General features: G+C 33.7%; 14 protein-coding genes and 2 tRNA genes. 7 read left to right on the forward strand and 9 right to left on the reverse strand.

The genetic code is table 11. The features are described from left to right. Nucleotides 1–99 precede the first annotated feature (99 nt). Both dnaX and LBD46_06755 read right to left on the reverse strand, forming a co-directional pair. On the reverse strand, nucleotides 100–1,746 hold the full coding sequence (gene dnaX / locus LBD46_06750) for a DNA polymerase III subunit gamma/tau (GenBank protein MDR2426855.1): 1,647 nt from the start codon (nucleotides 1,744–1,746) through the stop codon (nucleotides 100–102). Between the two features lie 81 nt (nucleotides 1,747–1,827). Beyond that, nucleotides 1,828–1,901: transfer RNA gene (locus tag LBD46_06755), tRNA-Ala, on the reverse strand. Nucleotides 1,902–2,086: 185 nt separating this feature from the next. On the opposite strand from LBD46_06755, the gene ispF reads away from it, so the two are divergent. Genes ispF through rlmB form a run of 3 tightly spaced genes read left to right on the forward strand, consistent with a single transcriptional unit; the run spans nucleotide 2,087 to nucleotide 4,738 of the window. Further along, nucleotides 2,087–2,572, forward strand: a complete 486-nt coding sequence (ispF, locus tag LBD46_06760) for a 2-C-methyl-D-erythritol 2,4-cyclodiphosphate synthase (protein MDR2426856.1) — start codon at nucleotides 2,087–2,089, stop codon at nucleotides 2,570–2,572. Then, nucleotides 2,562–3,953, forward strand: coding sequence for a cysteine--tRNA ligase (gene cysS, locus LBD46_06765; GenBank protein MDR2426857.1), 1,392 nt, complete (start codon nucleotides 2,562–2,564; stop codon nucleotides 3,951–3,953). Before ispF ends, cysS begins: the two co-directional genes overlap by 11 nt. A gap of 8 nt (nucleotides 3,954–3,961) precedes the next feature. Continuing rightward, the gene (rlmB, locus tag LBD46_06770; GenBank protein ID MDR2426858.1) at nucleotides 3,962–4,738 is read left to right on the forward strand and encodes a 23S rRNA (guanosine(2251)-2'-O)-methyltransferase RlmB; all 777 of its coding nucleotides are present in this window, start codon (nucleotides 3,962–3,964) and stop codon (nucleotides 4,736–4,738) included. 82 nt (nucleotides 4,739–4,820) lie between these two features. Here the strand turns inward: rlmB and LBD46_06775 are convergent, their stop codons facing one another. The 4 genes from LBD46_06775 to LBD46_06790 all read right to left on the reverse strand — a co-directional run bounded on the left by LBD46_06775 (nucleotide 4,821) and on the right by LBD46_06790 (nucleotide 9,152). Continuing rightward, on the reverse strand, nucleotides 4,821–7,064 hold the full coding sequence (locus tag LBD46_06775; protein MDR2426859.1) for a glucosyltransferase domain-containing protein: 2,244 nt from the start codon (nucleotides 7,062–7,064) through the stop codon (nucleotides 4,821–4,823). Nucleotides 7,065–7,118: 54 nt separating this feature from the next. Continuing rightward, the gene (locus LBD46_06780; protein ID MDR2426860.1) at nucleotides 7,119–8,054 is read right to left on the reverse strand and encodes a glycosyltransferase family 2 protein; all 936 of its coding nucleotides are present in this window, start codon (nucleotides 8,052–8,054) and stop codon (nucleotides 7,119–7,121) included. A gap of 181 nt (nucleotides 8,055–8,235) precedes the next feature. Beyond that, a tRNA-Met gene (locus LBD46_06785) sits at nucleotides 8,236–8,307 on the reverse strand. 128 nt (nucleotides 8,308–8,435) lie between these two features. Next, a complete protein-coding gene (locus LBD46_06790) occupies nucleotides 8,436–9,152 on the reverse strand; it encodes a ZIP family metal transporter (GenBank protein MDR2426861.1) in 717 nt (238 codons plus the stop codon). A 401-nt stretch (nucleotides 9,153–9,553) separates the two neighbouring features. Between LBD46_06790 and argF the strand changes: the two genes are divergently transcribed. From argF to LBD46_06810, 4 genes are all read left to right on the forward strand, one after another. Next, on the forward strand, nucleotides 9,554–10,480 hold the full coding sequence (gene argF, locus LBD46_06795) for an ornithine carbamoyltransferase (GenBank protein ID MDR2426862.1): 927 nt from the start codon (nucleotides 9,554–9,556) through the stop codon (nucleotides 10,478–10,480). 114 nt (nucleotides 10,481–10,594) lie between these two features. Next, nucleotides 10,595–10,939 (forward strand): divalent-cation tolerance protein CutA, encoded by a 345-nt coding sequence (locus LBD46_06800; GenBank protein MDR2426863.1) that lies wholly within the window; start codon nucleotides 10,595–10,597, stop codon nucleotides 10,937–10,939. Then, a complete protein-coding gene (gene amrS / locus LBD46_06805) occupies nucleotides 10,908–11,900 on the forward strand; it encodes an AmmeMemoRadiSam system radical SAM enzyme (GenBank protein ID MDR2426864.1) in 993 nt (330 codons plus the stop codon). The genes LBD46_06800 and amrS overlap by 32 nt, the downstream gene beginning before the upstream one ends. Further along, on the forward strand, nucleotides 11,897–12,472 hold the full coding sequence (locus LBD46_06810; GenBank protein ID MDR2426865.1) for a Maf family protein: 576 nt from the start codon (nucleotides 11,897–11,899) through the stop codon (nucleotides 12,470–12,472). The genes amrS and LBD46_06810 overlap by 4 nt, the downstream gene beginning before the upstream one ends. On the opposite strand, the gene LBD46_06815 is transcribed toward LBD46_06810, so the two are convergent. From LBD46_06815 to LBD46_06825, 3 genes are read right to left on the reverse strand one after another with little or no spacing between them, the layout of a single operon-like run. Then, nucleotides 12,459–13,136, reverse strand: a complete 678-nt coding sequence (locus LBD46_06815; protein ID MDR2426866.1) for a SurA N-terminal domain-containing protein — start codon at nucleotides 13,134–13,136, stop codon at nucleotides 12,459–12,461. The two genes, LBD46_06810 and LBD46_06815, sit on opposite strands and share 14 nt — an antisense overlap. After that, complete coding sequence (locus tag LBD46_06820) at nucleotides 13,133–13,516, reverse strand: polymer-forming cytoskeletal protein (GenBank protein MDR2426867.1); 384 nt, start codon at nucleotides 13,514–13,516, stop codon at nucleotides 13,133–13,135. Before LBD46_06820 ends, LBD46_06815 begins: the two co-directional genes overlap by 4 nt. Beyond that, nucleotides 13,485–14,360 (reverse strand): M23 family metallopeptidase, encoded by an 876-nt coding sequence (locus LBD46_06825; protein ID MDR2426868.1) that lies wholly within the window; start codon nucleotides 14,358–14,360, stop codon nucleotides 13,485–13,487. Before LBD46_06825 ends, LBD46_06820 begins: the two co-directional genes overlap by 32 nt. Nucleotides 14,361–14,566: the final 206 nt, after the last annotated feature.

Consider the following 14,566-nt stretch of genomic DNA (forward strand, 5'->3'; position numbering starts at 1 on the left):
TATTTGTTCTTTCATGGATTCCTTAAACTCTTTATAAAATACGAGACTTTTACGCTTTTCACACAGTCTTTTGCCATTTCTCAATTTTCAGATTCCACACTACACTTTCCTCACTTTGCCGCCAAACTTTTTGGCTATTTCCTGAATATTTTTTGGGACTGCGGTTTTAGCACTTTCCTTGAAATCCTCTTCAACTTTATAAGCGGCAACATTCGGCTCAGACTCTTCTTTAATCACAATTTCTTCTCTATCCTGTTTTTCTTTGATTTTAACGTCTTCTATCACTATTTTTATGGCAATATTTTCCCCTGTTTTTCTCTGGTAAAGTTTTGTAATTTGTTCCTGAAATTCAAAAACTCCTTCATAGTCAAATTTATTCGTTACGGTTATTTGCACCGATTTGGGTGAAGTTATTTTTACAAGCGTTTTAAGAAGAGATTGTGATGTTAAAGGATGTTTTCTTGTAATTTCTGTAACTATTTCTTTCCAGACGCTTATCAAATCATCATCGATTCCTATATTGTCAACTTCCGAGATTATACTATTATCCGAGCTTTTGCCGTCAACTGTCGATGAGGAAATGTCGTTAGAATCTGCAACATAATAATTGCCGCTTTTAAAATTTTTTTCCAAATCAGCAATTCTGTTTATAAGTTCTCCGACATTATAATAAGGTTCCGACATTTTTAAAAGGTACATTTCAAGCAAAATTCTGGGTTGGTCATGCCAGCGCATTTCTTCCAAAACTTTCGAAAGCAGGTTGTTCATTCTCACGTGACGCGAAACTGTAAAAAGAGTTTTCTGCATTTCGAAAAGTTTTTTATCTTCGCTTGAAATCTCCGCTATTTCCGGATTTATAGAATATATCATAACCTGTCTTAAATGGTCGCGCAGATCTCTGGCAAACTGTAAAATATTGTATCCCTGCTCTGAAATTTCTTTAACTGTTTTTAATATTGCAAGAATATCACCTTTGGCAAGATTTTCCGTAACCGAAGCAATTATTTCTTTCGGCAGCAGCCCAAGCAGTTCTCTTATATAATCTCCACTTATTTTTCCGCCGCTTGAAGAAACGGACTGGTCAAGCAGGCTTAGCGCATCTCTCATAGAACCACCGGATGCGCTTACTATTATATTTAAAGCTTCGTCGTCTATTTCAAAACTTTCTTTTGTGCTGATGCTTTTAATAGTGTTGGCTATATCTTTAGCGGATATAAATTTAAAGCGGTATCTCTGGCATCTTGAAAGTATCGTGACAGGAATTTTATGCTGTTCGGTTGTGGCGAGAATAAAAAGTACGTGCGGCGGTGGTTCTTCAAGAGTTTTAAGAAGAGCGTTAAAAGCCTGTACGGTTATCTGATGAGCTTCATCTATTATGTAAATTTTATATTTGGAACTTGCGGCCGAAAACTTTACGTTTTCCCTAAGCGCTCTTATCTCATCTATACCGTTATTTGAAGCTCCGTCGATTTCCATTACATCTACACTGGAACTTTTGCCTATTTCGATACAGTTTTCACATACTCCGCATGGGTCGCTCGTCGGACCATTTTTACAGTTTAAAGCTTTGGCAAGAATCCTTGCCATAGTTGTTTTACCACAGCCTCTTGGACCGGAAAAAAGATAAGCGTGTGCTATTCTGTTTTCTAAAATCGCATTTTTGAGTGTTACAGATATATGATTTTGTCCAATAACTTCATCAAAGTTTTGAGGACGAAACTTTCTGGCTAATACTAGATATGACATAAAAACCTCAAAAGCACCAGATTTTGCAGGAAAACCCGTTTTTCTGTAAATACTGCGTGCCAAACACCGTTTTTTGAATTTTGGTGGAGCCAGCGGGAATTGAACCCGCATCTCATCGTTGCGAACGATGCGTTCTCCCGTTTAACTATGACCCCATGTTACTCAGAAGAAGAATTTTATTATAGCAAATTATTTGTAATTTATTGCAATTGAGGTTAATATGTCCCTTTTTTAGATATAATGAAAGAGGGAATAGCTATTTTGACCTTAACATATTATTTGAGTTGGTGTCGTTATTTTTATACAATAATAAATTATTATTTGCTGTAAAGGAAATATGATGTTTATCGGATTCGGTTATGATGTTCATAGATTTAAAAAGGGAAGAAAACTGATACTCGGCGGAGTAGAAATCGTAAATTCGAAAGGTCTTGATGGTCATAGCGATGCAGATGTTTTGCTTCATGCTTTAATGGACGCTCTTTTAGGAGCCGCCGGGCTTAACGATATAGGCCATTTTTTCCCGAATACCAACTCAAAATACAAAGGCATCTCCAGTCTCAAACTTTTAGAAACGGTTTATAAAGAATTAAAGAAACGAAACTTTAAAATAAACAACATTGATATAACCGCAATAGCGGAATCTCCAAAAATCTATCCTTATATTGAGCAAATAAAAAACAATATTTCAAAAACTGTTAAACTTAACAAGTCGCGGATAGCAATAAAAGCCACTACTAATGAAAAAATGGGGTTTATCGGCAGAGGTGAAGGAATAGCAGTAATGGCAGCGGCATCAGTCAAAAAAAAGAAATATGGCGATTAAATTTTACAATACGCTTACGAATGCAAAAGAAGAATTTATACCGCAAAATGAAAATTTTGTTACGATGTATGTTTGCGGAGTTACGCCTTATGACGAAGTTCATCTCGGACATGCAAGAGCATACGTGACTTTTGATATTATAAAAAGGCATCTGCAAAAAAGAAAATACAAAGTCAGACATGTTCAGAATTTTACAGATATTGATGATAAAATAATAAAAAGAGCTGCCGAAAAAGGCATTTCCCCATCCGCTTTGGCACAAATATATATTGACGATTATTTTGTCCAAACCGGAAAACTTAACATACTTAAAGCAAATTTTTATCCGCGCGTCACAGAAATGATTCCCGAAATAATAAATTTTATACAAAAACTTATAGATAAAGGTTTTGCATATATTGTCGATGGCGATATCTATTATTCTGTGAACAAATTCAAAGGTTACGGAAAGCTTTCAAAAAGAAATCTTGAAGATTTGAAAGCGGGCGTCAGAGTGGACATCTGTGACAAAAAAAGTTCTGTTTTTGATTTTGCTCTCTGGAAAAAAACAAAAGATGGAAAACAGCAGGAGGCTTCATGGGACAGCCCTTGGGGTAAAGGAAGACCGGGCTGGCATATCGAATGCTCGGTAATGTCTTCAAAAATTCTTGGAGATACCATAGACATACACGGCGGCGGGCAAGACTTAATTTTTCCACATCATGAGAATGAAATCGCGCAAAGCGAAGCATGCACAGGACAGCAGTTTGTAAAATATTGGATTCACAACGGTTTTGTAACGGTAAATAAAGAAAAAATGTCGAAATCTTTAGGCAATTTTTTTTCGCTAAAAGACATTTTTACAAAATATGATCCACGCGTTGTGCGTTATTATCTGCTCACACAGCATTATAAAAGTCCTCTTGATTTTTCGGATTCAGGACTTGAGTCGGCAAAAAATGCTTTGCAGGGGCTTGACGATGCATACTTAAGGCTTGCTGTAGAAACGGCTGAAAAAGTACAGACTAAGGATTCCGACCTTGTTGAGCTGGAAAACAATTTCTTAGATTCTCTTGATGATGATTTTAACTCTGAAAAGGCACTCTCATATCTTCACAAATTAAAAAATATGCTTTTAAAAGAACTTTTCAGCGCGGATAAAATAAGACTTTGGCAGTTTAGAGCGCTTTTTGAAGAATTCGTGAAAGTTTCTCTAGGCATTTCACTGCCAAAAATACAAAATAACGATGAAAGCCTACAGATTCTTTTAACTGTAAGAAACAAAGCCAGAAAAGCAAAAAACTGGGCTGAAGCGGACAAGTTGAGAAAAGAAATCGACGAAAAAGGTTATAAAATTATAGACAATCAAGATGGGACTTCAATACTGACAAAAAAAATATAAGGCTGAAAATGGCTCGAAAAAAATTTTTATCGCAATATCATAAAAATAAAGAAGAAAAAGTTTTAGATAATATAATATGCGGAAGAAATTCTGTTTTGGAATTGCTTAAAGCAGGAAAAAGAACAGTAAACAAAATATTGTTGGCGCAGACGGCAAGAGGAACAGCGATAACAGAGATTATTACTCTTGCGAAAAATAAAGGCATTGCGATTCACAATGTTCCTCCGGAAAAACTTGATAAATACTCAGAAAATTCACAAGGAGTTGCGGCGGAAGTTTCTGCGCTGCAATATATTGAAATCAAAGAGCTTATATCCAAAACAAAACAAAGCAAATACCCGCTTTTAGTTTTGCTTGACTGTATTGAAGACCCGCATAATCTCGGAGCAATAATAAGAAACTGCGTTGCTTTTGGCGCGGACGGCGTTATAATTCCTAAATGGCGGGCGGCAGGCGTAAATGAAACTGTATCGAGATCTTCTGCAGGAGCTATTGAGCATATACCTGTTTCAAGAGTTACAAATGCCAATCAGGCCGTTGATTTATTAAAAGAAAATGGTTTCTGGATAGCGGGAGCTGAAAATGGAGGACAAAGTTTGGAAGAAACAAATCTTTATTTTCCTCTAGTATTAATAATAGGCAGCGAAGGTTTTGGACTTCACAGCCTTACAAAACAAAAATGCGACTTTTTAATCTCTATACCTCAGACAAATACTATTTCTTCATTAAACGCCTCATGCGCCACGGCCGTAATTTTATACGAATTGTCCAAAAGAAGAATTTAAAAAATAAACCTGATATCTATAATAAAACGGCTATTAAAATAGCGGCTGCAAGTTTTTTTAACAAAAAAGTTAAATAGGGAGCTTAACTTTTATTTAAATCGGTTTTATCAAAATCGACTATATAAACGTCTTTATAACGCAGTAAATTATAGTAATAATGTTTAGCAACAAGCTCTGCTTCATTAATATGCTCCAACACCTTATTGGTTTCCCTTTTATCGAGTTTTACGTTGATATTGAAACCGTAATATGGTAAAACACCTGTTCCTCCTCCACACATCCATCTTCCACATAAAGTGTATATAAGCGGATAAGCTTTACCGATATTATCAATTTTTTTCTGATATTTTATTGGTCCGTTAAAAATTATAAAAATTTCTCTATCATCATGCACAACATCCATTAAAGAATTAGCAATCAATCTGTTATATTTTTCAAGATAACTCAAAGCATTGCTATAGGAATAAGATAAACCGAAAGAATAAAATAACGGGATAATCGATAGAAAAATAAAAATATAACGTAAAATCCCATTATAAAAAGTTAAAACAAAAAATATAATTACAAATAAAAAAATAGCAAACGGAAAAAAGTGTCTGGGATCCATTGTAAAAGTTTGCACTGCGTTTACTCCAAACAAAGCTGTAAACAGTATAATAAACGGAGAAACAACAAGAATAACTTTGCATATGCGACTCTCCCATGACCTCAACAGCAAAGTTTTTTTAGAAAAAGTATTAACGGCAAAAACTATCACTGCGATACAAAAAGCAATAAATAACAAACATAATATTATCAAGGTAAAATCATTATACGGCTTCCATTTTGACAGTGAGTTTCCTATGTCTTTAATCCTACCAAATAGAGAAATAAATAAATTTGAAGAATGAACAATATCTTTATTTACAAAACGGCTGCTGTTATAAATAGTAAAATACCATAAAGTTACTGCTGAAATAAAAGAGCAAATGCGGGTTAAAAAAAGTTTCAGTGCGGTTTTAGGATTTTCTTTATTTTTTATAATTATTATAATTTCGGTAAAAATAAGAATAAATATTGCACCAATTGAGGTCTGATATGTCAAAAGACAGCAAAAAGTAAAGATAAACGTTGAAATGATTACTAAAAGAATACTTTTATTTGGAGTAAGAAAAATCCACAGACAAAAGATTAGTGAAAATAACATCGGAAGAACATCAAATTGAAAGCTTAACGGCTGAAGCAAAAACGGAGATGAAAATAAATATATTACTGCAAAAATGGACACTAAATTGTTTTGCGAATTAAATTTTTTAGCAAGCAAATATGCGCTTGCGCATAAAATAAATGAGCTTATTATAAGTCCCCATGGCGCAAAAACAGCTAATTTTCCATTAACGGAAAACATTTTATATAGAATACCAGACAGAAAACGGCTGTCGCCATTCCAATAATGTGGTACAACTGTTCTGGCATAATCGTCCATATAAGGAACATTGGCAATGATTATCGGCAAAATATATAAAAATACCATGATGCAGCAAATTACAAAACCGCGGTCAAATAAGTTGTCTGAAAAATATGCTTTAATGTTTTCAAAATAAACCGTTGATTTTGTATTCTTCCCTTCTATAATTTTGCTGAGACTTTCATAATGAAGACTGCACAATCCAAATATTAAAGCAATAAAAACCATACTAAGTAAAATTGTTGAAACATTCTGCCAAAAATAAGATTTCTCATAAAAAATATATTTTAGATTAAAATTATCTATCCTGCCGTCAAAAATTCTTTCATTTTTAATATTTGTTCCGGATTTTATCTCAGAAAACTCAATTTTTCCGTCAATTTTCACATGAATATTTTCTTTTCCGTTAAGAATGCTGATTACGTCTCCTTCTTTTGAAATTCTTATTTCCAAGCGGTTAGGTTTATTTATTTCCAGCGGTATTTTTTCATTTAAAAAATTTATGCTGTATTTCCTATTTTTATCTTTGTAATCAACCGCTGCTTTGCCGTTGGCATTAATATCAATAATAATGCCTTCCTTTGAACCCATATCAAAAAGCGTCTGCCAATTGCTGAAAGAATATGCATAAAAATCCATAGACAGTTCAATAGAATAAACCAAACCGTTCAAATTAGAATATTTAAATTCAAAAGGTTTTTGTTTCTTTTCATCTAAAGATTGGCTGTCATAGCCTGACGCCGAGATAACTTCTTGTCCGACTTGTATATATCTGCTAAATTTATTGTCAGCCAAATAAAAAAGAATAAGCGTAATAACCAACAAACTTATAAGTCCTGACGTTGTTTTAAATAAAAAATTAAATATTTTTTTTATCATTATGTTATCTCCATATATATTTCTTTTATTGTATTTGATTGAAATAAGGGATTTCTAAAAGTTTATTTTTTCGCTGACTATATACAATGGTCTGTTTCTTGTCTCTTCCAAAATTCTTCCCAAATATTCACCTATTACTCCCAAACATATTAGCTGCACACCACCGAAAAATAAAACAGCTATAAATATTGAAGCATATCCCGGCATATCTACACCGTGAATAATTGTTCTCAAAACTATGTATCCGCCGTAAAGAAAAGAAATAAAAGCGATTATTAAACCTAGATATGTCCAGATCCTTAGAGGTAAAGTTGATGAAGAACTGATACCGTCCAGCGCAAAATTCCACAATTTCCAATAATTAAATTTTGTTTTCCCAGCAATGCGTTTTTGTCTTGCATATTCTATTCCGGCAGACTTATATCCCGGCCAGTTAAAAATATATTTCATAAACAGTTTTTTATCGTGAATCTGCTTAATACCTTCTATTACCTTTCTGTCGATAAGCCTGAAATCTCCCGTATTTTTATGTATCGGACTATCGGATATTTTATTGACTAATTTATAAAAGTAATTTGCCGTCATTCTTTTAAGAAATGTATCGGATTGCCTGTCACGGCGCACACCGTAAACATTATCGTAACCTTCTTTCCATTTGTTTATAAATTCAATAATCAGCTCTACAGGATCTTGTAAATCAACATCGATAATAACTGCAGCTTTTCCACAGCAGGATTCAAGCGCGGCATACATCGCTTTTTCTTTTCCGAAATTCCTTGAAAAAGAAATTATCTTAACTCTTTTATCTTTTTGCGCAAACTCTTTTAAAATCTGTAAAGTATCATCTTTACTGCCATCGTTTACACAAATAATTTCAAAACCGTATTCTTTGATATTATTCAAAACTTTAAAGATTTCGGTAAAAAATACGGCTATAGCTTCCTGTTCATTATACATTGGAACTATTATTGATAAATTTTCAGAAATCATATTTTCTATCTTTAATTTTTTGTGAACCTTTTTATCATATAAAAGGAATTTATATTATCTAAAATAATTATAATAAATATTATTTACAACTCAAAACTTAATGGAATCCCTATAGGAAAAAATATTGGAGGCATAAAAAGCCTGAAAAACCGAATATTTAAAAGTGTTTTTGGCAAGTAATTGGCGGCGGGTGGAATTGAACCACCGGCCAAAGGCTTATGAGTCCTCTGCTCTACCCCTGAGCTACGCCGCCTGTAAATAAGTTTTAAGATTCTATTATTTTTTCCTTTGAAAGTCAATTTTTCATCAATTATAGATAATAAGTGAAGTCTGGCAGTACCCAGTTTCTAAATTTTTTTTTAAACTGTTAAGTTTCATGATTTATAAAAGATGTTCCAGAAGGAAAACTATAAGCACTCCGATGAAAAGCATAGAAGGGGCAAGCCTGTTTTTACATTTATGTGTTTCTGGTATTAAATCTGAAGCGGCAATAAAAATGAAAGAACCAGAAGCTGTGCCCAGCAAAGCTCCCAGCACCGCAGGCGATATGCTTTTAAATAAAATTATTCCCAAAAATGTTCCTATAGGCGTAAATGCCGCTGTAAGAAATGAAAAAGTTAAAATTTTCTTTTTTGAAGCACCGCTGTGAAGTAAAATTCCCGAAATCGTGATTCCGTCAGGAAGTTTATGTAAAAGCACGGCAAACGTTGTCAAAATTCCAAGTCCGGCGCCGGCTTCAAAGCCTACGGCTATAATGAGTCCGTCAAGAAGAGAATGAAAAGAAAGTCCTATTACGGAAGTTATTCCAATATTTGAATGCGTTTTGCAGTCTTGATCATCATGGCATGGATGAAAAAGTATTACAAACTGCAAAAAAAACATTATCAAAAAACCAAGAAGTGTAAAAAGCAGCGCGTTCACATCTATTTCTATTGCTTCGGGAATTAAATGCGTGAAAGCGATTGTCAGCATTATGCCAGCGGCAAAATTGATTATTAATATTGAATTTTTTTCAGACCACTTATGAAATTTTAAAACTAAAAAAGCGCCAAGCATTGCGGCGCAAGCAGCCAACAAAGAAGAAATTATCTCTTTCATGTTTTTCTCCGTTTATAAATATAGAAAATATTATAATAAAAAAGACCGCTGTTTAAAAGTTTAGAGTGGCTTCCACAAGTTCAACATGCTAATGCAGCAGTGTTATGGTAAAGGAGATATATCCCTATTTAGATTAAAGAATTTCCTATTTGAAAACAGACGGCTGTTAAAAATTAAAGATCTGTGAAGCCTTAAATAATTATAATCAAATTGTTTTTGTTTAACAAATTTTCACAAGCCGTCAAAATTGTTAGAAAGTTCATTGTTATCACCCCTTTTTTATTATATTTAAGAAAGTGACCTTTCTATTTTGACCTTAACGAGAAAATTGATTTAATATTACTATTTTGATAGAATTATATTTTAATTAGTTCAAAAATTGAAAAGCAGAGATGATTATCATGGCAAAAAAAGACATTCTTTCAATTTATGATTTATCTGATAAAGAGATAAAACTGCTGCTAGATAAAGCGTTTGAACTTAAAAGCAAGAAAAAGCATCTTACGGATTTAACCGGAAAAACTTTAGGTCTTATTTTTGAAAAACCTTCTACAAGAACAATGGTTTCTTTCGCGGCCGCGATGGTACAGCTTGGCGGCTTTCCCATTTTTCTTAACGCACAAAACTTACAGCGAAAAAGGGGAGAATCCATCCATGATACTTCTTTAGTGCTTTCAGGATATCTTAACGGCATTATGATAAGGGCCTTCAAACATTCCGATGTTGAAGAGTTTGCAAAATATTCTTCTATTCCCGTCATAAACGGTTTGACTGATTTTGAGCATCCGTGCCAGATTTTAGCTGATATAATGACTATAATGGAGCTTAATAAAATAAAAACAGTTGAAGGACTTAAAAAAATTAAAATAGTTTTTATCGGAGACAGCAACAATGTGGCAAATTCAATGCTTGCGGTTTCCGCGGTTTTAGGACTTGATTTTACTCTAGTGTGCCCGAAAGAATATGCTCCTGAAAAGGTTTTGCTAAACAAAGCTTTGGAATATACCATAAAAACTGGCGCGGAAATAAAAATTTCAAGTGATATAAATGCCGCTAAAAACGCCGACGTGCTTTATACGGATGTCTGGATTTCTATGGGAGCAGAAGCCGAGGAAAAGAAAAGAAGAAAGGCTTTCGCCTCGTATCAGATAAATGCCGAACTTCTAAAAAAGGCTTCTTCGAAATGCATAGTTTTGCATTGTCTACCCGCCGTAAGAGGAGAAGAAATTACGGCGGAAATTATGAATAAATATGAGAACAGCATTTTTACTCAGGCTGAAAACAGGATGCATATGCAAAAAGCCGTATTGCTTCATTTATTAAAGTGACAAAAGATTTTCCCGCTTGCAAAAATTTTAAATAAGGAACACATTAAATATATCAAGGCAAATAAAAGCTCTGCTTTGCCGTACGGTTTTATGCCTGCAATTCCTTTTCATAGCATGAAAAAATCAAAATATATTATTGTTTTTGTAACTGTTCCGGACAAAACAACAGCGGGCAATATCGTAAAAAACGTTTTAAAGAAAAAACTTGCCGCTTGCGTAAACATAATAAAAAATACGGAATCTTTTTACTGGTGGAAAGGTAAAATAGAACATTCCAAAGAAATTCTTCTCATAATGAAAACGGTCAAATCGAAGTTTACCATTTTAGAAAAACATATAAAAGACATCCATCCTTACGAAGTGCCCGAAATAATTTCTTCGGAAATATCCGATGCAAACAAAGATTATCTTGATTGGATAGAAAACAATGCAGGACAAGATAGCATTATATTGGAATAAACAAGGCGGTAAAGTTTTTTGTGAGCTGTGTCCTCACGAATGTATTCTTGTGCATGGGAAGTTCGGCATATGCAATGCACGACAAAATATTAAAAACGTCCTCATTTCAAAATCTTACGGAGTGATTTCTACGATAAATATCGATCCTATTGAAAAAAAGCCGCTGTATCATTTTTATCCGGGAAGCACAACATTGTCTTTCGGAAGTTTTGGCTGTAATCTGAAATGCGGTTTTTGCCAAAATTACGTAATTGCCCGCGCAAAACCATCGGAAAATATTAAGTTGTCTCCGGAAGACGCCATATATTTTGCCGTAGAAAAAAATGCAAAACTTTTATCATATACTTACAATGAACCTTTAACAAATTATGAATGGGTTCTTGAACTGGCCAAACTTGCCGCAAGAAAGAACATGCACAATATTTTAGTGACAAATGGCTATATAAAAGAAGCACCTCTTGAAAAGCTGGCTGATTATATTGCTGCTGCGAATATAGATTTAAAAGCGTATGATGACGGTTTTTACAACAGACATTGCAGTGGCACGCTTAGTCAGGTTTTAAAATCAATCGAGATTTTATATAAATTAAAAGTACATATAGAAATAACAAACCTTGTTATAGATGCCGAAAACAGTGATAGACAACATTTTCTGCAGATGCTTAACTTTATCTCAAGTTTAAGCGATGAGATACCACTTCATCTGTCAAGGTATTTTCCGAACAATAATTTTGTGCTGCCGCAAACGAGAAAAGAAACTTTAATTAATTTGTATAAAATTGCAAAAAACAAACTTAAACATGTTTATATAGGTAATTATGATGATTGCAAATATGGTTCCACATACTGTAAAAATTGTGGTTTTTGCATTATTGAAAGAAACGGATATAATATTAAAATAAATTGTAAAAATCCGGCCTTTTGTCCACAATGTATGACAAGAACTAATATAATAATATGAAAAAACAAATAATATTGGCATCTGCATCTGCAAGAAGAATCTCTTTACTGAAAGAGTGGGGATTAATTTTTGAGGTTATTCCCAGCACAATAAACGAAGACACAAAATTTGTAAGACCTTCTTATATAGTAAGAGATATTTCATATAGAAAAGGCAGCGACATAGCTTCTAAACAAAACGGCGGTTTAATTCTTGCCGCAGATACAATAGTGGTTTTAAATGGAAAAATTATTGGAAAACCAAAAGATGAAAAAGAATCCGAGACGATTATAAGGCAGTTAAACGGCAGCCTGCATAAAGTTTATACAGGAGTAACTATAATAGACAATACAACAAAAAAGAAATCTGTGTTTTACGATTGTGCTATCGTAAAAATGAAAAAGCTGCCTGAAAACAAACTCAGATATCTTTTTGGAAAACATATGGATAAGGCAGGAGCATATGCTGTTCAAGATAAAAATGATGATTTTGTAGAAAAAATATATGGCGATTATTATACGGTAGTTGGTCTTCCATATGAAAAACTTTTCAAAAAATTACTTCAATTCGGCATTAAACTCAAATCTGTTTAAAAATAGAATCGTTAGTTACTATTTTTGAATGACTTATAATGAAAAAATACCATTCGCTTAATATCATATTCACTTTATTGTGCATAAACTCTTCTCTTGTCATTTTAATGCCGTCAGCCTCAGCTGCTTCGTATTCTGAATCGCTTACTTTTATTGCAGATGCCAAAAGTAATTTTAATTTTTCCGCTGCAATTCGTTTCTTTCTCATCGTCTCATAATCTTTAGGAGACATTTTTATCGAATTAAGAAATGAATAATAAATATTTGCGTCAAACTGATTCTGAGTATTTCTAAACATCGCAGAACTTTGTATGTCATTTTTCAGCTCCGCATCTGATACTATTATTTTATAGCCAAGAGATTGCTGGTAAAACAGTTCATCTTGTACTATTGCCTGCATTGTTTTGATTTTTATTTGTTCAAGCTGCTCCGGCAGCGTTGCAGCGGATTGGTTTTCAGCATTTCTGTACATGTCTACGGAAGCCGTATATATCGAAGAAAAAAACTTTAATGTAACTTTTGTGCCGTTTATATTAACGGCCGTATCAAAATCTTTTGTCGGTCCAAAAAAATATACGCCGAAACCCATAAAAGTACCACCGATAAAGGCCACAATAGTTATGATAAAAATTTTACGCATATGTTTTCTTAAAAAATTCATCATTTTGTTTCTTCTCCGCTTTTGTCGTTGTCATCGGATTTAAACATTTGGCTTTTTCCTTCAAAAAAAGCGCCTTCTGCTATTGTCAGGATATTTGTCGAAATATCACCCAGCATTTTTGCTTTTGGAAGAATTTCTATTCCTTCAGGCGCCTTTATATTTCCTTTAACCGTTCCTCCTACCATAACTATTTCCGCGTTTATATTACCTTCAATCAAAGCTTCCGCACCCACTAAAACACCTGCCGTAGTTTCGATATTTCCCACAATTTTTCCATCGATCCTTATGGTGCGGTCGGTTTTAATATTTCCTTCAAATACAGCATTTGCACCCACAAGCGTTTCTACGCTGTCAAGCAAACTTTTTGAGTTTTTTTTCGTCATACCTGTTCCTTTCCGATTGAGTATAAAAATAGTCTGATAAATATGAGACTGGATTTACCGGCTTTCCTTTATAATGCACTTCATAATGTACATGAGACCCTGTTGCCGACCCCGTGCTTCCCATTTTTGCAATAACATCGCCCCTGCGCACATATTGTCCGGATTTAACTAACAGCTTAGCATTATGAGCATAAGCCGTTCTATAATTGTATCCGTGATCAATAACGGTTATATATCCATAACCAGACTGCCAGCCTGCAAAAATAACTTTGCCATTTGCTGTAACACATACAGGAGTGTTTTTTTCATTCGCTATATCAATCCCGGAATGGAAATCTTTTGTTTTAAAAAAAGGATTGAATCTGAAACCAAAAGGGGAAGAAATTTTACCTTCAGCTGGCCATCCCCTAGGGATAGCCATAAACAGCGACTTTTGATAATTTATATGAGACATTATTTCGCTATAGCTGCTTTGAATATAATTGTATTGTTGATTTATCTTATAAGTTTGCTCCGTAAGAAATTTGTAATCTATTTGATTTATCCTGCCAGAAAGAATCACCGACAAAGCATTTGCCTGCGCCGCTGACGGCCCGCCCTCTCCAAGATTCTGCGGTATATCTTCTTCTATAATTGACTTTTTAGAATTTAGAGAAAGAAGCGAACGAATTTTGTCATCATTATTTTGAACTCTTTCAATAAGGTTTTTTGTTTTTTCAAGCTGATTGGCAAAAAACAAAAGCCTCATCTGCATGATTTTTTTGTCGGCCTTTGTTTTGATGTAATCTATATGCTGACTGACAAGATATCCCGACCAAAGCGTAAGAGATGTCCATGATATCATAAAAATACCAAAAAATAACACAGATATACTTAATTTCAACGGTCTTATTTTGCCATGAGGAATAAGCATAATTGTTATTTTTCTTTTTAATTCTTTTCGTATTTTTGAAAAAATTTGCATATTGGAAAATGGTATCATTAAAAAAAATTGCTGTCAAGATGATTTTTGTCAACTCTCAAAAAGAATCATAAAACGATTAAAACTAA

The sequence above is a fragment of the Candidatus Endomicrobium procryptotermitis genome (assembly GCA_031279415.1).
GTDB lineage: Bacteria > Elusimicrobiota > Endomicrobiia > Endomicrobiales > Endomicrobiaceae > Endomicrobium_B > Endomicrobium_B procryptotermitis.

Coding starts and splice junctions, on each gene's coding strand:
- dnaX (MDR2426855.1), bottom strand. CDS start 1,746: ATGTCATATCTAGTATTAGCCAGAAAGTTTCGTCCTCAAAACTTTGAT.
- ispF (MDR2426856.1), top strand. CDS start 2,087: ATGTTTATCGGATTCGGTTATGATGTTCATAGATTTAAAAAGGGAAGA.
- cysS (MDR2426857.1), top strand. CDS start 2,562: ATGGCGATTAAATTTTACAATACGCTTACGAATGCAAAAGAAGAATTT.
- rlmB (MDR2426858.1), top strand. CDS start 3,962: ATGGCTCGAAAAAAATTTTTATCGCAATATCATAAAAATAAAGAAGAA.
- LBD46_06775 (MDR2426859.1), bottom strand. CDS start 7,064: ATGATAAAAAAAATATTTAATTTTTTATTTAAAACAACGTCAGGACTT.
- LBD46_06780 (MDR2426860.1), bottom strand. CDS start 8,054: ATGATTTCTGAAAATTTATCAATAATAGTTCCAATGTATAATGAACAG.
- LBD46_06790 (MDR2426861.1), bottom strand. CDS start 9,152: ATGAAAGAGATAATTTCTTCTTTGTTGGCTGCTTGCGCCGCAATGCTT.
- argF (MDR2426862.1), top strand. CDS start 9,554: ATGGCAAAAAAAGACATTCTTTCAATTTATGATTTATCTGATAAAGAG.
- LBD46_06800 (MDR2426863.1), top strand. CDS start 10,595: ATGAAAAAATCAAAATATATTATTGTTTTTGTAACTGTTCCGGACAAA.
- amrS (MDR2426864.1), top strand. CDS start 10,908: ATGCAGGACAAGATAGCATTATATTGGAATAAACAAGGCGGTAAAGTT.
- LBD46_06810 (MDR2426865.1), top strand. CDS start 11,897: ATGAAAAAACAAATAATATTGGCATCTGCATCTGCAAGAAGAATCTCT.
- LBD46_06815 (MDR2426866.1), bottom strand. CDS start 13,136: ATGATGAATTTTTTAAGAAAACATATGCGTAAAATTTTTATCATAACT.
- LBD46_06820 (MDR2426867.1), bottom strand. CDS start 13,516: ATGACGAAAAAAAACTCAAAAAGTTTGCTTGACAGCGTAGAAACGCTT.
- LBD46_06825 (MDR2426868.1), bottom strand. CDS start 14,360: ATGATATCATGGACATCTCTTACGCTTTGGTCGGGATATCTTGTCAGT.